Below are 17,721 nucleotides of genomic sequence, written 5' to 3' on the forward strand. Positions count from 1 at the left end.
TTCTACCGGGCATAAAAAAACCTCGCATTCGCGAGGTTTTTTGTTTTAAGCCGCTTAGTGAGCGTTAACCACAACCCACATTGGCCCCTGACCTACCGCATAGCGTCCTTTCTCTTCCAGCAGGCCCTGCTCGCCTTTGATTTCATACAGGGCGATGTGGTGGGATTTCTGCCCCGCCGCAATCAGGTATTTACCGCTGTGATCGATATTAAAGCCGCGCGGCTGGGTTTCCGTTGGCTGGAAGCCCTCAATAGCCAGCACGCTGCCATCTTCGGAGACGCTAAACACGGTAATCAGGCTGGAGGTGCGGTCGCAGGCGTACAGATGGCGACCATCCGGCGTGATGTGAATATCTGCCGCCCAGCGAGTGTCAGAGAAGTCAGACGGCATCATATCCAGCGTCTGCACGCACTCAATCTGGCCGTTTGGATCTTTCAGCTCCCATACGTCCACCGAGCTGTTCAGTTCGTTAACGACGTAGGCATATTGCTGGTTCGGGTGGAATACCATATGGCGAGGACCTGCGCCCTCAACGGTGGTGACTTCAGCCGGATTCTGCGCCACCAGGTGACCATCGTCGCTCAGGGTGAACAGGCAGATTCGATCCTGCTTCAGCGCAGGCACCCACAGCGTGCGGTTGTCCGGGGAGATATTCGCCGAATGGCAGCCTTCCAGCCCTTCCACCACGTCGACAGTTTCTACCGGAATACCATCGTCAAGACGGGTCACGCTGACGCAACCGGCATTGTAAGAACCGCTAAAAATGAAACGGCCTTTACGATCGGTCGAGATGTGGGTTGGGCTGCCCGGCAGTGGCGCTTCAGCGGTGTAGGTCAGCGCGCCGTCGTCAGGAGAGATGCGGTAGGCCAGCACGCGAAACTCCGGGCGCACACCCACGTATAAGAAACGTTTATCCGGGCTGACGACCATCGGTTGCACCTGGCCCGGCACATCAACAACCTGAACCAGCGTGAGCGAACCTTCTGCATTCAAGCGCCAGACGTGGATCTGCTGACTTTCAGGACTGGCGGTATAAACGGTTTGTTTCATGAATACTCCTTTCCTCACTGCACGTGAAAGTGATTATTTTTAACGGTGAATGCTGAATTTTAGCCAGGAATTTTGCAGCGATTTACTCTCGGTGTAACATCCCCTGAGACCTAAAATTCAACATTAACCCGGAAGAACAAATGACCTCGCGTGTGATTGCACTGGATTTAGACGGAACATTACTTACCCCTCAGAAAACCCTGCTCCCCTCCTCCCTTGAAGCGCTTAAACGCGCGCAGGAAGTGGGATATCAACTCCTTATCGTAACGGGTCGACATCACGTTGCCATTCACCCTTTTTATCAGGCACTGGCGCTGGATACACCTGCAATTTGTTGTAATGGCACTTATTTGTATGATTATCAGGCAAAAAAGGTTTTAGCCTCCGACCCGCTGCCGGTTCCCCAGGCGCTGCAGCTGATTGATCTGCTGGATGAGCATAACGTTCACGGCCTGATGTATGTGGATAACGCGATGGTGTACGAGCGCCCAACCGGCCATGTGGTACGCACCAGCAACTGGGCGTTGTCCCTGCCAGAAGCGCAGCGTCCGGTCTTTACCCAGGTTCCCTCTCTGCGTCAGGCGGCCCAGGACGTTGAGGCTATCTGGAAGTTTGCCCTGACGGATGAAGACACCACCAAACTGAATACCTTCGCGAAACACGTCGAGGATACGCTGGGGCTGGAGTGCGAATGGTCCTGGCACGATCAGGTGGATATTGCCCGCAAAGGCAACAGCAAAGGCAAGCGTCTGACGCAGTACGTGGAATCGCAGGGCTGGTCAATGCAGGACGCGATCGCCTTCGGCGACAACTACAACGACATCAGCATGCTGGAAGCCGTCGGTACGGGCGTGGCGATGGGCAATGCCGACGACGCGGTAAAAGCGCGCGCTAACGTGGTGATTGGCGACAACACCACCGACAGCATCGCGCAGTACATCTATACCCACCTGCTGTAATCAGGCGGTGATCGAAACGCTCTTGATTTGCGCGTAAAGCCACAGGCCGGGCTTCATTGCCAACTCATCCCTGGCCCACGGGCTGATGCGCGCCCAGAGCGTCCTGCTGCCCACGTCGAGCTTCACCTCTACCTGCCCGTTATCATCAAAACACTCCGCCACTTTGGCGCGCAGAATATTTCGAATACTGGTTTGCAGTGGCGGCTGCAGCACCAGCGAGACGTCCGACGCCTGGATGCGGATCCGCAGCGCGGACTGCAACGGTTTGTCGATCTTATTGACCCAAAGATGCTGGTCGCCCAGCGCCAGGGCGGTCATCGCGTAGTGCGGATGATGCTCCAGAACGCTCACCTTCAGGATGCTGCTCTGCTGCTCCCTGGGTAACCAGGGGTGCATCACGCTACTGCCCCACACCTCTTCCAGGTTGCCGAAGGCCTTCACGCTGCCCTCTTCCAGCACCAGCACTTTGTCGGCCAGATGGAGGATCTCATCCAGCGAATGGCTGACGTAGAGCATCGGAATATTAATTTCGCGGGTCAGACGCTGCAGGTAAGGCAAAAGCTCGCGCTTGCGCGGTATATCCAGCGAGGCCAGCGGCTCGTCGAGCAGCAGCAGTTCGGGGGCGGTCAGCAACGCGCGGCCTATAGCCACACGCTGTTTCTCCCCGCCGGAGAGCGAGGACGGCAGCCTGTCGAGCAGGGGTTCAATGCCTAAAAGCGTCACCAGCTTATCAAACTGCCCGGCCATGCTTTTCGCCATGCCGTAGCGCAGGTTGCCGCGCACGCTGTAGTGCGGGAACAAGCGCGCGTCCTGAAAAACATAGCCGATGCGGCGCTTATCCGGCGAAAGGTAAATCTTGTTCTCCACGTCATTCAGGACGCGGTTGTTCAGGACAATGCGCCCTGACTGCGGGCGCGTCAGGCCGCTGATGGCGTTAATCAGAGACGTTTTACCCGCGCCCGACACGCCGAAGACGGCGGTGATGCCGCTTGCAGGCAGCGTCTCGTTAAGCGTCAGAGTATGGTTTCCCAGCGTCTGGGTGAAATTCAGTTCCAGCATCGTTATTTCCCCATCCGTGCGCGGCTTAGCCGTGCCAGCCATTCAGAAACCAGCAGCGAAACTAGGGCTAATACGATAGAGATGATGCACAGCCGCGCTGCGGCACTCTCTCCCCCTGGCGTCTGAATCAGGGTATACATGGCCGATGGGATGGTCCGCGTCTCGCCGGGAATGTTCGACACAAACGTGATGGTCGCACCAAACTCGCCCAGCGAGCGGGCGAACGCCAGCACCGTCCCGACAATGATGCCCGGCAGCGTAAGCGGAAGCGTGATGGTAAAAAAGACGCGCCAGCGCCCGGCACCGAGCGTGCGGGCTGCCTGTTCGAGCTTCATATCCACGCCTTCCAGCGCGAGGCGGATCGCTCTGACCATCAGCGGGAATGACATCACCGCCGCCGCCAGTACCGCACCGCGCCAGCTAAAGGCAAAGGTGATTCCGAACCAGTCGTAGAGCTTTTCGCCGATAAAACCGCGTCGCCCCATCGAAATCAGCAGCAGATAACCGACCACCACTGGCGGTAAAACCAGGGGAAGATGAAGGACGCTGTCGAGCAGCGCTTTGCCGGGGAACCGACAGCGAACCAGTAGCCAGGCAAAAAAGATCCCAAAGGGCAAACTCAGCGCAACCGCCAGGGAAGAGACTTTAAGGCTCAGCAGAACAGCCTGCCATTCAGGATCGGTCAGTATCATCAGTGAGTCGTAAATCCATAACGTTTAAAGATTGCGGACGCCTCCGGCCCCTTCAGATAATCGCGGAAGGCCGTTACGGTCGCATTTTTATGTCCATCAACAATCGCCACAGGATATTCCACTTTCTTGTGGGAGTCTTCCGGGAAGGTTCCAACCACTTTTACGCCCTTGCTGGCAACTGCATCGGAACCATACACAATGCCCAGCGGAGCTTCGTTACGCTCCACCAGCGCCAGCGCGCCGCGCACATCTTCCGCCGGGGCCAGTTTTGGTGACAGGGTCTCCCACGCGCCCAGCTTTTGCAGCGCTTCTTTGGCGTAAATCCCGGCCGGAACGTGTTCCGGGTCACCCACCGCCAGACGGGCACCGTTCAGCAGGCGGGTCCAGTTTGTCTCTTTATTGATGGTGATTTCACCCTGCGTGCTGGCCTTCGGTGCAACCACAACAAGGCTATTGCCCAGCAGCGTTTCGCGGGTCGCCGCATCAATCGATTTCTTCTCCACCGCGTAGTCCATCCACTTCTGGTCAGCAGAGATAAACAGATCTGCCGGAGCGCCCGCTTCTATCTGCCGTGCCAGCGTAGAGGAAGAGGCAAAAGACGAGACTACCTCGACGTTTTTCTCTTTTTTATACGCCGCCGCAATATCCTGCAGCGCGTTGGTCAACGACGCCGCCGCAAAGACCGTGATTTTACCTTCGTCCGCCAGCGCGTGTCCGGTAAGTGAAAGCGTCAGCGTTGCCCCTGCGAAAAGGCGTACCCATGAACGTGCCATCTGTAACTCCTGTGAGTATCGTTATATATATATTAATATAACGGTATCGTCAGGGAGATCCCAGCGGTAATTCGTACCGCTCAAGGGGTAACACGGTGTGTTACGTTAAATAATATCGGCGAAAGTAAGAAAAGCTTGAGAGCAAAACGCCCGGGCAAGCCGGGCGTTTTGTGGGAAATTAATGCTGCTTTTTCGCACGGTCTCGGTGGCCGATATTCGAAAAGATGTTGAACACTTCACCCAGGCCGTAGATGGCACCGAGGATGATGGCCATCACTACTGGTACCATGATCACGGCGAATACCAGACTTTTCAACAACTCTAACATGGTTTTCTCCAGATTTTGTGAATGGGCTATTCTACCCTGAAAAGTAAGAAAAACATCCCCTTTTGTGCGGTGCCCTTTGCGCCCTGCACCATTTGGGTCACAATATTCTTTTTGCCAGGACACTGTTATGCAGGCCGAAATTCTTCTTACTCTCCGACTTCAGCAAAAGCTTTTCGCCGATCCCCGACGTATTGCCCTGCTTAAACAGATAGAACAAACCGGCTCAATTAGCCAGGGCGCTAAGAACGCCGGGATTAGCTATAAAAGCGCCTGGGATGCCATCAATGACATGAACACCCTGAGCGAGCATCCGCTGGTGGACAGAGCCACAGGGGGCAAAGGCGGTGGAGGTGCTGTTGTCACACGCTACGGCCTGCGCCTGATTCAGCTCTACGATCTCCTGGGCCAGATTCAGCAAAAAGCGTTCGATGTATTGAGTGACGACGACAACGTTCCGCTGGACAGCTTGCTGGCCGCCATTTCCCGCTTCTCGTTGCAGACCAGCGCCCGCAACCAGTGGTTTGGTACGGTGACGGCGCGCGATAATCTCCAGGTACAGCAGCATGTTGAGATCCTGCTTGCCGATGGTGTCACCCGTCTGAAAGCGGCTATAACGGCCCAGAGCGCAGAGCGCCTTGACCTGGATGAAGGTAAAGAGGTGCTGGTGTTGCTGAAAGCACCCTGGGTCAATATCACACGCGACCCGGACAAAGCAAAGGCGGCTGATAACCAGCTGCGGGGCACCATCAGCCATATCGAACGCGGCAAGGAGCAGTGCGAAGTGCTGATGCCCCTGGCAGACGGACAGGCGCTTTGCGCCACGGTCCCGCTCAGCGAGGCGAACGATTTAGAAGAAGGTGCTGTCGTCACCGCATATTTCAACGCGGACCGGGTGATTATCGCCACATTGTGCTGAGCGCATTGACAATCGTGACGACAGTGCGTATCCCTGATATCTATTGCTGCAAAAAATGGGATACATCATGTCATCATTGCATATTTCGCAAGGTACGTTTCGTCTTAGCGATACCCGAACGCTGACCATTACCGATCTGACAATACGCGCGGGTGAAAGCTGGGCGTTTGTCGGCACTAACGGCAGCGGTAAATCCGCGCTGGCCCGCGCGCTGGCCGGAGAGCTTACCCTTCTCAAAGGCGAATGCCGGAGCGATTTCACGCGCCTGACGCGCCTGTCCTTTGAACAGCTGCAGAAGCTGGTCAGCGACGAGTGGCAGCGCAACAATACCGATTTACTCAGTCCTGGCGAAGAAGATACCGGCCGCACGGCGGCGGAAATTATTCAGGATGAGGTGAAAGATCCCGCCCGCTGTCAGCATCTGGCGGAACAGTTTGGCATTTCCGCGCTGCTGAACCGGCGCTTTAAGTACCTCTCTACCGGCGAGACGCGGAAAACGCTGCTGTGCCAGGCGCTCATGAGCCAGCCGGAATTGCTGATTCTGGATGAGCCCTTTGACGGGCTGGATGTCCACTCCCGCGCCCAGCTGGCTGCCCTGCTGGACTCTCTGAATCAGGAAGGCTATACGATCGTACTGGTGCTGAACCGCTTTGATGAAATTCCTGACTTCGTGCAAAACGCGGGCGTGCTGGCAGACTGTAGCCTGATCGAAACCGGAGAAAAGTCCGCGCTGCTCAGACAGGCGCTGATTGCCCAGCTTGCGCACAGCGAAAAGCTGGCGGGCATTGCGCTGCCGGATCCCGACGCGCCGGCAGCACGCCACGGTCTCGATCCCCGGCAGCCGCTTATCGTCCTGCGCGATGGCGTAGTCTCCTATGACGAACGACCGATCCTGAATCACCTCAGCTGGACGGTTAATCCTGGCGAACACTGGCAGATTGTCGGTCCCAACGGCGCGGGGAAATCCACGCTGCTGAGCCTGATAACCGGCGATCACCCGCAGGGCTACAGCAACGATCTAACGCTGTTTGGCCGCCGTCGCGGCAGCGGCGAAACCATCTGGGATATCAAAAAGCACATTGGCTACGTTAGCAGTAGTCTGCATCTGGATTACCGGGTCAGTACCACGGTACGCAACGTGATCCTTTCCGGCTATTTTGATTCCATCGGCATTTATCAGGCGGTGTCAGATAAACAGCACAAGCTGGCCCAGCAGTGGCTGGATATTCTGGGGATGGATAACCGGGTGGCTGACGCGCCGTTTCATAGCCTGTCGTGGGGGCAGCAGCGTCTGGCACTGATCGTTCGCGCGCTGGTAAAACACCCTACGCTCCTGATCCTCGACGAGCCGCTGCAGGGGCTGGATCCGCTTAACCGACAGCTGGTCCGCCGCTTTGTGGACGTGCTGATTAGCGAAGGTGAAACGCAGCTGCTGTTCGTTTCACACCATGCCGAAGATGCCCTCTCCTGCATCACCCACCGCCTCGAGTTTGTCGCGGACGGCGAGGGTTATCGCTACCTTCTCAGCAACGTAGATTAACCGCGGAGGGCACCGCCCTCCTCTTTTCAGATAACTTGCATCAATACATCGCTATCTCTTTGATCTAGAATGCTCTACGTCATCGAAAAAGCGAGTGTGAAAACGAGTGTAAACGATTCCACTATTTTATCCCATGTCACACTTTTCGCGTCTCTGTTATGCTATGGTTATTACATACCATAGGCCCAATGGAGCGAATTATGCGAGTTCTGGTAACAGGTGGTAGCGGTTACATCGGAAGTCATACCTGTGTGCAGCTGCTGCAAAATGGTCACGACGTGATCATCCTCGACAACCTGTGCAATAGTAAGCGCAGCGTGCTGCCGGTGATTGAACGTCTTGGCGGTAAACAGCCGACTTTCGTGGAAGGCGACATCCGCAACGAAGCGCTGATGACCGAGATCCTTCACGACCACGCCATCGAAGCGGTGATCCACTTCGCGGGGCTGAAAGCGGTCGGTGAATCCGTTGCGAAACCGCTTGAGTATTACGACAACAACGTCAACGGTACCCTGCGTCTGATCTCCGCCATGCGCGCGGCAAACGTCAAAAACTTTATCTTTAGCTCCTCCGCCACCGTCTATGGCGATCAGCCAAAAATTCCTTACGTTGAAAGCTTCCCGACCGGTACGCCGCAAAGCCCGTACGGCAAAAGCAAGCTGATGGTAGAGCAGATCCTGACCGACCTGCAAAAAGCCCAGCCGGAGTGGAGCATCGCATTGCTGCGCTACTTCAACCCGGTCGGCGCCCATCCGTCTGGCGATATGGGTGAAGATCCGCAGGGCATTCCGAACAACCTGATGCCGTACATCGCCCAGGTGGCGGTAGGCCGTCGCGAGTCGCTGGCCATTTTTGGCAATGACTACCCCACCGAAGACGGCACCGGCGTGCGTGACTATATCCACGTGATGGATTTAGCAGACGGCCACGTTGCAGCCATGCAGCAGCTGGCTGACAAACCGGGCGTGCATATTTATAACCTCGGTGCCGGGGTCGGCAGCAGCGTGCTGGACGTGGTTAACGCCTTCAGCAAAGCCTGCGGTAAGCCGGTGAACTACCACTTCGCTCCGCGTCGTGATGGCGACCTGCCTGCTTACTGGGCCGATGCCACCAAAGCCGATAAAGAACTTAACTGGCGTGTCACCCGCACGCTTGATGAAATGGCACAGGATACCTGGCACTGGCAGTCACGCCACCCGCAGGGTTATCCGGACTAAGGATCCGTCATGACTTCGTTTAATCCCGTCGATCATCCGCATCGTCGTTTTAACCCGCTAAGCGGGCAATGGATTTTGGTCTCTCCGCATCGCGCCAAGCGTCCCTGGCAGGGGGCGCAGGAGACGCCTGCAAAACAGACCCTGCCGCAGCACGACCCGGATTGCTTCCTCTGTCCGGGCAACACGCGCGTGACCGGGGATAAAAACCCGGACTACAAAGGCACCTTCGTGTTTACCAACGATTTTGCCGCCCTGATGACCGACACCCCGGATGCCCCCGCGAGCCACGACCCGCTGATGCGCTGCGAAAGCGCGCGCGGTACCAGCCGCGTGATCTGCTTCTCGCCCGATCACAGCAAAACGCTGCCGGAGCTGAGCGTGGACGCGCTGAAAGAGGTGGTCAGCACCTGGCAGGCGCAAACCGCTGAGCTGGGGCAGAGCTATCCGTGGGTGCAGGTGTTCGAAAACAAAGGCGCGGCGATGGGCTGCTCTAACCCGCATCCGCACGGCCAGATCTGGGCGAACAGCTTCCTGCCCAACGAAGCCGAGCGTGAAGACCGTCTGCAGAAGGACTATTTCGCAGAAAACGGCTCCCCCATGCTGGTGGACTACACCCAGCGCGAGCTGGTCGACGGCAGCCGTACCGTAGTGGAAACCGAACACTGGCTGGCGGTCGTGCCTTACTGGGCCGCCTGGCCGTTTGAGACGCTGCTGCTGCCGAAAGCGCACGTTCAGCGCATTACCGATCTCAGCGACGCGCAGCGCGACGACCTGGCGCTGGCGCTGAAAAAGCTGACCAGCCGTTACGACAACCTGTTCCAGTGCTCCTTCCCGTACTCCATGGGCTGGCACGGCGCGCCGTTTAACGGCGAAGATAATCAGCACTGGCAGCTGCACGCCCATTTCTATCCGCCGCTGCTGCGCTCTGCAACGGTGCGTAAATTTATGGTGGGCTATGAAATGCTGGCGGAAACCCAGCGTGACCTGACGGCGGAACAGGCGGCAGAGCGTCTGCGTGCCGTCAGCGACGTCCACTATCGCGAATCAGGAGTCTAAAAATGAGTCTGAAAGATAAAACACAATCCCTGTTTGCTGAGAAATTTGGCTACCCTGCCACCCACGTAATTCAGGCGCCTGGTCGCGTCAACCTGATCGGCGAGCACACCGACTACAACGACGGCTTCGTGCTGCCGTGCGCCATTGATTACCAGACGGTTATCAGCTGTGCGAAGCGCGACGACCGTAAAGTCCGCGTCATTGCGGCGGATTACGGTAATGAGACGGACGAGTTTTCCCTTGATGCCCCGATTGTGACGCACGACAGCCAGCAGTGGTCTAACTACGTGCGCGGCGTGGTGAAGCATCTGCAGAAGCGCAACAAGAACTTCGGCGGCGCCGATTTAGTCATCAGCGGCAACGTGCCGCAGGGTGCGGGCTTAAGCTCGTCGGCCTCGCTCGAAGTGGCCGTGGGAACCGTCTTCCAGCAGCTGTATCATCTGCCGCTGGACGGGGCGCAAATTGCCCTGAACGGTCAGGAAGCGGAAAACCAGTTCGTGGGCTGCAACTGCGGTATCATGGACCAGCTGATCTCCGCGCTGGGCAAAAAAGAGCATGCTTTACTGATCGACTGCCGCTCGCTTGGCACCAAAGCCGTTCCCCTGCCAAAAGGCGCGGCCGTCGTGATTATCAACAGTAACTTTAAACGCACGCTGGTGGGCAGCGAGTACAACACCCGCCGCGAACAGTGCGAAACCGGCGCGCGCTTTTTCCAGCAGCCTGCCCTGCGCGACGTGACGCTCGATGAATTTAACAAAGTGGCGCACGAGCTGGATCCTGTCGTCGCCAGACGCGTGCGTCACGTGCTGACCGAAAATGCCCGTACCGTTGAAGCCGCCTCCGCGCTGGCGAAAGGCGACCTGAAGCGCATGGGTGAGTTGATGGCAGAATCTCACGCCTCCATGCGCGATGATTTTGAAATCACCGTGCCGCAGATCGACACCCTGGTGGACATCGTCAAAGCGGTTATTGGCGATAAAGGCGGCGTGCGCATGACGGGCGGCGGCTTTGGCGGCTGCATCGTCGCGCTGGTGCCGGAAGAGCTGGTCCCTGCCGTCCAGGACGCCGTGGCGAAGCAGTACGAAGCGCAAACGGGCATCAAAGAAACGTTCTATGTATGTAAAGCATCACAAGGAGCCGGACAGTGCTAAACGAAACACCTACCCTCGCACCGGATGGTCTGCCGTATCGCCTGTTAACCCTGCGCAACAGCGCGGGGATGGTGGTTACGCTGATGGACTGGGGTGCGACCCTGCTTTCTGCCCGCGTACCGATGCCGGACGGCAGCGTGCGCGAAACCCTGCTGGGCTGCGCCTCACCCGAGCAGTACGTTAATCAGTCTGCCTATCTGGGCGCGTCCGTCGGGCGCTATGCCAACCGCATCGCGAAAAGCAGTTTTGAGCTCGACGGCGTGCAGTACTCCCTGCTGCCAAGCCAGGGCGAGAACCAGCTTCACGGCGGTCCGGACGGGTTTGATAAACGCCGCTGGAAAATTGTTCGTCAAAACGACGGCGAAGTGCTGTTCTCGCTGGATTCCCTTGATGGCGATCAGGGCTTCCCGGGGAACCTTACCGCGTCCGCGCGCTTTACGCTGACGGACGACAACCGTATCGCTATTGAATACCGTGCGACGGTCGACAAGCCGTGTCCGGTTAACCTGACTAACCATGCCTACTTCAATCTCGACGGCAACCAGTGCGACGTGCGTAACCACAAGCTGCAGATCCTGGCGGACGCGTATCTGCCGGTTGACGAGATGGGCATTCCGTATCAGGGCCTGAAAGAGGTGAGCGGGACCAGCTTTGATTTCCGCAGCGCGAAAGTTATCGCCCAGGATTTCCTGAGCGATGACGATCAGCGCAAGGTGAAAGGCTACGATCACGCGTTCCTGCTGCACGCCAAAGGTGATGTGAAGCAGCCTGCCGCCCAGGTCTGGTCCAGCGATGAGAAACTGCAGATGACGGTGTATACCACCGCCCCTGCCCTGCAATTCTACTCGGGCAACTACCTCGGCGGCACGACGGCGCGCGAACACAATGAGTACAGCGACTGGCAAGGACTTGCGCTTGAGAGCGAGTTCCTGCCGGACAGCCCCAATCATCCTGAATGGCCGCAGCCGGACTGCGTGCTGCGCCCCGGTGAAGAGTACATTAGCGTGACGGAATACCATTTTATTCCGAAATGATTTCCAGCCCTCCCATCGGAGGGCTTTTTTCTGCGCGTCTTGCTGAAAATAGCGCCGATCGCTGACAAAATCCTAACCCTGGATTCACAAGCATCTTACACTCAGAGACTATTTTCGCTATGGTTAGGGTTAAGCGTTGCTGCTGGCACGGCCACAGCAATATAATGAGAATTGTTATCATTCTAAAAATGCTTGAGGAGTAAGAGATGGCTATTACTAAGCTGGTCCTGGTGCGTCACGGCGAAAGCCAGTGGAACAACGAAAACCGCTTTACCGGTTGGTACGACGTTGATCTGTCCGAGAAAGGCGTAAGCGAAGCAAAAGCAGCAGGTAAACTGCTGAAGGAAGAAGGCTTCAGCTTTGATTTTGCTTACACCTCTGTGCTGAAACGTGCCATCCACACCCTGTGGAACGTGCTGGACGAACTGGATCAGGCCTGGCTGCCGGTTGAGAAATCCTGGAAACTGAACGAGCGTCACTACGGTGCGCTGCAGGGTCTGAACAAAGCGGAAACCGCTGAGAAATACGGTGACGAGCAGGTTAAACAGTGGCGTCGCGGCTTCGCGGTTACTCCACCAGAGCTGACCAAAGATGACGAGCGCTATCCGGGCCACGACCCGCGCTACGCGAAACTGACCGATGCTGAGCTGCCAACTACCGAGAGCCTGGCGCTGACCATCGACCGCGTTGTGCCTTACTGGAACGAAACCATTCTGCCACGCCTGAAAAGCGGTGAGCGCGTGATCATCGCTGCTCACGGTAACTCCCTGCGCGCGCTGGTGAAATACCTGGACAACATGGGCGAAGACGAGATCCTCGAACTGAACATCCCAACTGGCGTACCGCTGGTATATGAGTTCGACGAAAACTTTAAGCCAATCAAACATTACTACCTGGGTAACGCGGACGAGATCGCAGCGAAAGCAGCGGCTGTCGCGAACCAGGGTAAAGCGAAGTAATTTTCGCCGGACATAAAAAAAAGCGCGGAGCCTTCCGCGCTTTTTTATTTGTGCGTGAGGACTCAGCCGCGGCGCGCTTTTACCGCATTCGCCAGCTGACGCAGGATGGCATCGGTATCGTCCCAGCCAATGCAGGCATCGGTGACGCTTTTGCCATACACCAGCGGCTCGCTGCCTTCCAGGTTCTGGTTACCTTCAACCAGATGGCTTTCGATCATCACCCCAATTACCGCCTTCTCACCGTTAGCGATCTGCTGACAGACGTCTGCCCCCACTTCCATCTGCTTTTTGAACTGCTTGCTGGAGTTGGCGTGGCTGAAGTCGATCATCACCTGCGGTGGCAGCCCGGCTTTTTCCAGCCCGGCCTTCACCTCTGCCACGTGTTTTGCACTGTAGTTTGGCTCTTTACCGCCGCGCAGAATGATATGGCAATCACCGTTACCGCTGGTGTTGACGATGGCGGAGTGACCCCATTTGGTCACGGACAGGAAGCAGTGCGGCGCACCCGCGGCGTTGATGGCATCGATAGCCACTTTGATGGTGCCATCAGTACCGTTTTTGAAGCCCACCGGACATGAGAGACCGGAAGCCAGCTCGCGGTGAACCTGAGATTCAGTGGTACGGGCACCAATGGCACCCCAGCTCATCAGGTCTGCCAGGTATTGTGGCGTAATCATATCCAGGAACTCGCCGGCAGCAGGCAGGCCGCTGTCGTTGATCTCCAGCAGCAGCTTGCGCGCAATGCGCAGGCCGTCGTTGATCTGGAAGCTGTTATCCATGTGCGGATCGTTAATCAGCCCTTTCCAGCCCACGGTCGTGCGCGGTTTTTCAAAATAGACGCGCATGACGATTTCCAGCTCATCCTTTAACTCTTCACGCAGGGTGAGCAGACGCGCAGCATACTCTTTCGCAGCGGCAGGATCGTGAATGGAGCACGGGCCAATCACCACCAGAAGACGATCGTCATTACCTTTCAGGATCTTGTGGATCGCTTTACGAGCATGAGAAACCGTATTTGCGGCATTTTCAGTGGCGGGGAATTTCTCAAGGAGTGCTACAGGAGGTAATAACTCATTGATCTCTTTAATGCGTAAATCGTCGTTCTGATAATTCATCTTCTTTCCAGCTCTGCCATATCTTTAGTAATGAAAGCAATCCTTTCAATCTATCTTGTCGACCAGGAAGTGTAAACACGGTTTTACACTTCACGCAGATAATTCCTGGAATTTGCCTAAAAATCGCCACAAAATAGCGAAAAATGAGATCTAACCTAAGCTTTTTAACTGTAACAACCATTTTTAAACGCTTAAACGCGATTCCCTACTGACGTAAGTCCGTAAGGCGGAATCTTTCGCCTCTAAAAAGATGCACTGTTGGAGAATGTTATCCAGCGTAACGACAAGAACAGGAGCACCATCATGAAAATGACAAAACTGACTACCCTCTTCCTGACTGCCACACTCACCCTTGCCAGCGGCAGCGTCCTGGCCGCAGAAACGGGGGCTTCAGACAGCAACGGTGATGCCAATGCGGCAGCAGCGGCAGGCCAGGTTGCGCCTGATGCGAAACAGAATATTGCCCCGAATAATGTCGATAATAGCCAGATCAATACCGGCAATACCAACACCGGTGGTACCATGCTGCATCCGAACGGTAGTGCTTCCGATACCATGAATCATGACAACATGAGCTCGAATGAGGTTCATAAGAACTCGATGTGCAAGGACGGCAAATGTCCCGATCCGAACGACAAAGTGGGTAACGACGCCAATACCAAAACTGATGGCACAACCCAGTAATTCTTGATGCTTCAAATGTGAAAGGAGAGCCCAGGCTCTCCTTTCTTTTTGGAGTAACCTGTTAAAAACGCTACACTAAAATAATAACGAATCAGGAAAGCAGACATGGCGCACACCCACTCACACCCATCTTCTCCCGGCAACGACAATGCAAAACGACTTATGCTGGCCTTTGGCGTTACGGCCACGTTTATGGTTATCGAGGTCATTGGCGGCCTGGTTTCCGGCTCGCTGGCGCTGCTGGCTGATGCCGGACATATGCTGACCGATGCCGCAGCGCTGCTTTTCGCCCTGCTGGCGGTGCAGTTTGCTCGCCGCCCGCCCAACGCGCGTCATACCTTCGGCTGGCTGAGGCTGACCACCCTTGCCGCGTTTGTTAACGCCATCGCGCTGGTGGTTATTACTGTTCTTATCGTCTGGGAGGCCGTACAGCGTTTCAGGCACCCGCAGCCCATCGCCGGGACGACAATGATGGTGATTGCCGTGGCGGGGTTGCTGGCAAATATTCTGGCGTTCTGGATTTTGCATCGCGGCAGCGGGGAAAAGAACCTCAACGTTCGCGCTGCGGCTCTGCATGTGCTGGGGGATTTGCTCGGCTCAGTCGGGGCGATTGTCGCCGCGCTGGTGATCCTCTATACCGGCTGGACGCCTGTCGACCCCATTCTCTCCGTGCTGGTATCGTGTCTGGTCTTGCGCAGCGCCTGGCGGCTACTGAAGGAGAGCGTCAATGAACTGCTGGAAGGGGCGCCGGCATCAATGGACATTGACGAGCTGAAACGAAACCTGCGCCGTACTGTCCCGGAAGTGCGTAACGTTCATCACGTGCACGTCTGGCTGGTAGGCGAGAAGCCGGTCATGACGCTGCACGTCCAGGTCATACCGCCCCACGACCACGACGCGCTGCTTGAACGAATCCAGCACTTTCTTGAACATCACTATGAGATAGGTCACGCCACCATCCAGATGGAGTATCAGCCCTGTAGCGGGCCGGACTGCCACCTTAACGAGGCGCAGCCCGACCATTCACATCATCACCACTAGCTTGAAAGCGCGTGTGAGCCACGCTCACGCGCGCTCTTGATCCACATCCGGCTGCCGTTCAGGGCAATGAAGGTCAGCAGCAGATACTCCAGCGACATGGCATAGACGCCCTGAAGGGCAAAAATCACCACGCTGATGACGTTGATGATGACCCACAGCAGCCAGTTCTCAACGTATTTACGGGTCATCAGGACCATCGCCGCGATCGACAGCACCATCATGCAGGAATCCCAGAACGGGAAGGCATCCGGCTGAAGCTCCGGCATCGTCACGTTGAGGCCAATCGCGGACATGACCGAAACGGCAACGCGGGTCAGGAACGCAAACACCGGGTTGATGTAGACGGTCATCAAACCAATGGCGACGACGCAGGCGACAAACCAGGCGATGGCTTTCGGTAAGGGCAGCCAGCGGATCTGCAGCTCCGCCTCCTGCTGGCTGTTCTGCCGGGACCAGGCGTACCAGCCGTAAATATTGGCGGCGAAGAAAAACAGCTGTAAAAGCAGGCTGGCGTAAAGCTGGATCTGGAAGAAGATAATCGCAAACAGCGTGACGTTAATCAGCCCGAACGCGTAGTTGCTGATCTTCTCCAGGCTTGCCAGCCAGATACACAGCAACCCCGCCAGCGTGCCTACGGCTTCAATCCATGACAGGTCATAGCCACCTGCACCAATCGGTATATGAACCAGAATGTTTTGCGTGCTAAAAAAATCCATCTTTTCCCCAGGGCGTTTTTGAATTAAGTACGTAGTGTAGCCGCAAAATCCAGCATGCGGTTAAGCGGAATTAACGCACCTTCACGCAGAGCGGCGTCCACATGAATTTCATGCGCTGCACCGCCTGTCTCGAGCCCTTCGGCAATGGCCTTCAGGCCGTTCATCGCCATCCACGGGCAATGCGCGCAGCTGCGGCACGTCGCGCCCTCACCTGCCGTTGGTGCTTCCAGCAGCTCTTTCTCCGGTACGGCCTGCTGCATCTTATAGAAGATACCGCGATCGGTCGCGACGATGAGCTGCTTGTGCGGCAGCGTCCTGGCCGCGTTGATAAGCTGGCTGGTTGAGCCAACCGCATCGGCCATATCAACAATCGACTGCGGTGATTCAGGGTGAACAAGAATGGCCGCGTCAGGATAAAGCGCCTTCATACGGGACAGCGCCTGGGTCTTGAATTCGTCGTGCACAATGCAGGCGCCCTGCCAGCAGAGAACGTCAGCGCCGGTCTGCTTCTGAACGTAATTGCCAAGATGGCGGTCAGGGGCCCAGATAATTTTCTCACCCAGGCTGTCCAGATGCTCAATCAGCTCAACGGCGATGCTCGACGTGACCACCCAGTCTGCGCGCGCTTTTACCGCCGCAGAGGTGTTGGCGTAAACAACCACGGTCCGGTCAGGATGGGCGTCGCAGAAGGCGGAGAATTCGTCAATCGGGCAGCCGAGATCGAGCGAACACTCCGCGTTGAGCGTCGGCATCAGAATGGTTTTTTCCGGGCTGAGGATCTTTGCCGTTTCGCCCATAAAACGCACGCCTGCAACCAGCAGCGTGGAAGCGGGATGTTTTGCACCGAAGCGGGCCATCTCCAGTGAATCAGAAATACAGCCCCCGGTCTCTTCCGCCAGCTGCTGGATTTCCGGATCGGTGTAGTAATGGGCCACCATCACCGCATCGCGCTCTTTGAGAAGCCGTTTGATCTTCTCGCGGTAGAATTGTTTTTCATCCTGGCTTAATGGCACAGGCTTTGGCGGAAACGGATAGATTGCGGCTTCAGGATCGAACATCACGCTCATTATGGCTTCTCGTTTTACTGGCTTAACAATATTGCCTTTCTTTTGCCTGACAAAGCAAAACGCAGGGCAATCGTGTTTTATATACTAAACAAGATAGCGAATCTGGAGTGAAAAGTCACCGGGAATAGATGGGCGGAGCATTTGTTGTACGGCAGATAGCAAAAAGGCGCCTTTAGGGCGCCTTTCTACACTGGTGGGTCGTGCAGGATGACTCGCTTCGCTCGCCCTTCGGGCCGTCGCCGTAAACGTCTCCGGTGCCTCACTACGTTCGGCTCGAACCTGCTGCAGGTTCGAATCATCCAGATCGCAGATAGCAAAAAAGCGCCTTTAGGGCGCTTTTTTACATTGGTGGGTCGTGCAGGAT

Annotated in this window: 18 protein-coding genes and 1 other RNA gene; 10 read left to right on the forward strand and 9 right to left on the reverse strand. The window is 56.4% G+C overall.

Features of this window, described 5'->3' with window-relative positions; all coding sequences use genetic code 11:
• Nucleotides 1-54 precede the first annotated feature (54 nt).
• The gene (gene pgl / locus IM295_RS08810; protein ID WP_041910746.1) at nucleotides 55-1,050 is read right to left on the reverse strand and encodes a 6-phosphogluconolactonase; all 996 of its coding nucleotides are present in this window, start codon (nucleotides 1,048-1,050) and stop codon (nucleotides 55-57) included.
• 140 nt (nucleotides 1,051-1,190) lie between these two features.
• Between pgl and IM295_RS08815 the strand changes: the two genes are divergently transcribed.
• A complete protein-coding gene (locus IM295_RS08815; RefSeq protein ID WP_193066564.1) occupies nucleotides 1,191-2,009 on the forward strand; it encodes a pyridoxal phosphatase in 819 nt (272 codons plus the stop codon).
• Here the strand turns inward: IM295_RS08815 and modC are convergent, their stop codons facing one another.
• The 4 genes from modC to IM295_RS08835 all read right to left on the reverse strand — a co-directional run bounded on the left by modC (nucleotide 2,010) and on the right by IM295_RS08835 (nucleotide 4,861).
• Nucleotides 2,010-3,068: a molybdenum ABC transporter ATP-binding protein ModC gene (gene modC, locus IM295_RS08820; protein ID WP_193066565.1), complete on the reverse strand. Its 1,059-nt coding sequence runs from the start codon at nucleotides 3,066-3,068 to the stop codon at nucleotides 2,010-2,012.
• Between the two features lie 2 nt (nucleotides 3,069-3,070).
• Nucleotides 3,071-3,760: a molybdate ABC transporter permease subunit gene (gene modB / locus IM295_RS08825; RefSeq protein ID WP_193066566.1), complete on the reverse strand. Its 690-nt coding sequence runs from the start codon at nucleotides 3,758-3,760 to the stop codon at nucleotides 3,071-3,073.
• A complete protein-coding gene (modA, locus tag IM295_RS08830) occupies nucleotides 3,760-4,533 on the reverse strand; it encodes a molybdate ABC transporter substrate-binding protein (RefSeq protein WP_045259938.1) in 774 nt (257 codons plus the stop codon). Before modA ends, modB begins: the two co-directional genes overlap by 1 nt.
• A 178-nt stretch (nucleotides 4,534-4,711) precedes the next feature.
• A complete protein-coding gene (locus tag IM295_RS08835) occupies nucleotides 4,712-4,861 on the reverse strand; it encodes an AcrZ family multidrug efflux pump-associated protein (RefSeq protein ID WP_041910751.1) in 150 nt (49 codons plus the stop codon).
• A gap of 127 nt (nucleotides 4,862-4,988) precedes the next feature.
• Between IM295_RS08835 and modE the strand changes: the two genes are divergently transcribed.
• The 7 genes from modE to gpmA all read left to right on the forward strand — a co-directional run bounded on the left by modE (nucleotide 4,989) and on the right by gpmA (nucleotide 12,734).
• A complete protein-coding gene (gene modE / locus IM295_RS08840; protein WP_047367754.1) occupies nucleotides 4,989-5,777 on the forward strand; it encodes a molybdenum-dependent transcriptional regulator in 789 nt (262 codons plus the stop codon).
• 67 nt (nucleotides 5,778-5,844) lie between these two features.
• Nucleotides 5,845-7,317: a molybdate ABC transporter ATP-binding protein ModF gene (modF, locus tag IM295_RS08845; RefSeq protein WP_193066567.1), complete on the forward strand. Its 1,473-nt coding sequence runs from the start codon at nucleotides 5,845-5,847 to the stop codon at nucleotides 7,315-7,317.
• 200 nt (nucleotides 7,318-7,517) lie between these two features.
• On the forward strand, nucleotides 7,518-8,534 hold the full coding sequence (galE, locus tag IM295_RS08850) for a UDP-glucose 4-epimerase GalE (RefSeq protein ID WP_041910754.1): 1,017 nt from the start codon (nucleotides 7,518-7,520) through the stop codon (nucleotides 8,532-8,534).
• Between the two features lie 9 nt (nucleotides 8,535-8,543).
• Nucleotides 8,544-9,590 (forward strand): galactose-1-phosphate uridylyltransferase, encoded by a 1,047-nt coding sequence (gene galT, locus IM295_RS08855; protein WP_193066568.1) that lies wholly within the window; start codon nucleotides 8,544-8,546, stop codon nucleotides 9,588-9,590.
• Between the two features lie 2 nt (nucleotides 9,591-9,592).
• On the forward strand, nucleotides 9,593-10,741 hold the full coding sequence (gene galK / locus IM295_RS08860; protein WP_028012396.1) for a galactokinase: 1,149 nt from the start codon (nucleotides 9,593-9,595) through the stop codon (nucleotides 10,739-10,741).
• Entirely contained in the window at nucleotides 10,735-11,775 is a 1,041-nt protein-coding gene (gene galM, locus IM295_RS08865) for a galactose-1-epimerase (protein ID WP_193066569.1), read from the forward strand. The genes galK and galM overlap by 7 nt, the downstream gene beginning before the upstream one ends.
• Nucleotides 11,776-11,981: 206 nt before the next feature.
• On the forward strand, nucleotides 11,982-12,734 hold the full coding sequence (gene gpmA / locus IM295_RS08870; protein ID WP_008501111.1) for a 2,3-diphosphoglycerate-dependent phosphoglycerate mutase: 753 nt from the start codon (nucleotides 11,982-11,984) through the stop codon (nucleotides 12,732-12,734).
• A gap of 62 nt (nucleotides 12,735-12,796) precedes the next feature.
• Here the strand turns inward: gpmA and aroG are convergent, their stop codons facing one another.
• The gene (gene aroG / locus IM295_RS08875; protein ID WP_028012394.1) at nucleotides 12,797-13,849 is read right to left on the reverse strand and encodes a 3-deoxy-7-phosphoheptulonate synthase AroG; all 1,053 of its coding nucleotides are present in this window, start codon (nucleotides 13,847-13,849) and stop codon (nucleotides 12,797-12,799) included.
• 303 nt (nucleotides 13,850-14,152) lie between these two features.
• Here aroG and IM295_RS08880 point away from each other — a divergent pair, with 303 nt between their 5' ends.
• Both IM295_RS08880 and zitB read left to right on the forward strand, forming a co-directional pair.
• A complete protein-coding gene (locus tag IM295_RS08880) occupies nucleotides 14,153-14,533 on the forward strand; it encodes a protein YbgS (RefSeq protein WP_041910758.1) in 381 nt (126 codons plus the stop codon).
• A gap of 105 nt (nucleotides 14,534-14,638) precedes the next feature.
• Nucleotides 14,639-15,574: a CDF family zinc transporter ZitB gene (gene zitB / locus IM295_RS08885; protein ID WP_028012392.1), complete on the forward strand. Its 936-nt coding sequence runs from the start codon at nucleotides 14,639-14,641 to the stop codon at nucleotides 15,572-15,574.
• On the opposite strand, the gene pnuC is transcribed toward zitB, so the two are convergent.
• From pnuC to IM295_RS08900, 3 genes are all read right to left on the reverse strand, one after another.
• A complete protein-coding gene (pnuC, locus tag IM295_RS08890; protein ID WP_028012391.1) occupies nucleotides 15,571-16,290 on the reverse strand; it encodes a nicotinamide riboside transporter PnuC in 720 nt (239 codons plus the stop codon). The two genes, zitB and pnuC, sit on opposite strands and share 4 nt — an antisense overlap.
• A 23-nt stretch (nucleotides 16,291-16,313) precedes the next feature.
• Nucleotides 16,314-17,357, reverse strand: a complete 1,044-nt coding sequence (nadA, locus tag IM295_RS08895) for a quinolinate synthase NadA (RefSeq protein WP_048961304.1) — start codon at nucleotides 17,355-17,357, stop codon at nucleotides 16,314-16,316.
• A gap of 191 nt (nucleotides 17,358-17,548) precedes the next feature.
• Nucleotides 17,549-17,677: non-coding RNA, RtT sRNA (locus IM295_RS08900), on the reverse strand.
• Nucleotides 17,678-17,721 lie beyond the last annotated feature (44 nt).

Source organism: Enterobacter cloacae complex sp. P14RS, assembly GCF_014895895.1.
GTDB lineage: Bacteria > Pseudomonadota > Gammaproteobacteria > Enterobacterales > Enterobacteriaceae > Enterobacter > Enterobacter bugandensis.

Coding starts and splice junctions, on each gene's coding strand:
- pgl (WP_041910746.1), bottom strand. CDS start 1,050: ATGAAACAAACCGTTTATACCGCCAGTCCTGAAAGTCAGCAGATCCAC.
- IM295_RS08815 (WP_193066564.1), top strand. CDS start 1,191: ATGACCTCGCGTGTGATTGCACTGGATTTAGACGGAACATTACTTACC.
- modC (WP_193066565.1), bottom strand. CDS start 3,068: ATGCTGGAACTGAATTTCACCCAGACGCTGGGAAACCATACTCTGACG.
- modB (WP_193066566.1), bottom strand. CDS start 3,760: ATGATACTGACCGATCCTGAATGGCAGGCTGTTCTGCTGAGCCTTAAA.
- modA (WP_045259938.1), bottom strand. CDS start 4,533: ATGGCACGTTCATGGGTACGCCTTTTCGCAGGGGCAACGCTGACGCTT.
- IM295_RS08835 (WP_041910751.1), bottom strand. CDS start 4,861: ATGTTAGAGTTGTTGAAAAGTCTGGTATTCGCCGTGATCATGGTACCA.
- modE (WP_047367754.1), top strand. CDS start 4,989: ATGCAGGCCGAAATTCTTCTTACTCTCCGACTTCAGCAAAAGCTTTTC.
- modF (WP_193066567.1), top strand. CDS start 5,845: ATGTCATCATTGCATATTTCGCAAGGTACGTTTCGTCTTAGCGATACC.
- galE (WP_041910754.1), top strand. CDS start 7,518: ATGCGAGTTCTGGTAACAGGTGGTAGCGGTTACATCGGAAGTCATACC.
- galT (WP_193066568.1), top strand. CDS start 8,544: ATGACTTCGTTTAATCCCGTCGATCATCCGCATCGTCGTTTTAACCCG.
- galK (WP_028012396.1), top strand. CDS start 9,593: ATGAGTCTGAAAGATAAAACACAATCCCTGTTTGCTGAGAAATTTGGC.
- gpmA (WP_008501111.1), top strand. CDS start 11,982: ATGGCTATTACTAAGCTGGTCCTGGTGCGTCACGGCGAAAGCCAGTGG.
- aroG (WP_028012394.1), bottom strand. CDS start 13,849: ATGAATTATCAGAACGACGATTTACGCATTAAAGAGATCAATGAGTTA.
- IM295_RS08880 (WP_041910758.1), top strand. CDS start 14,153: ATGAAAATGACAAAACTGACTACCCTCTTCCTGACTGCCACACTCACC.
- zitB (WP_028012392.1), top strand. CDS start 14,639: ATGGCGCACACCCACTCACACCCATCTTCTCCCGGCAACGACAATGCA.
- pnuC (WP_028012391.1), bottom strand. CDS start 16,290: ATGGATTTTTTTAGCACGCAAAACATTCTGGTTCATATACCGATTGGT.
- nadA (WP_048961304.1), bottom strand. CDS start 17,357: ATGAGCGTGATGTTCGATCCTGAAGCCGCAATCTATCCGTTTCCGCCA.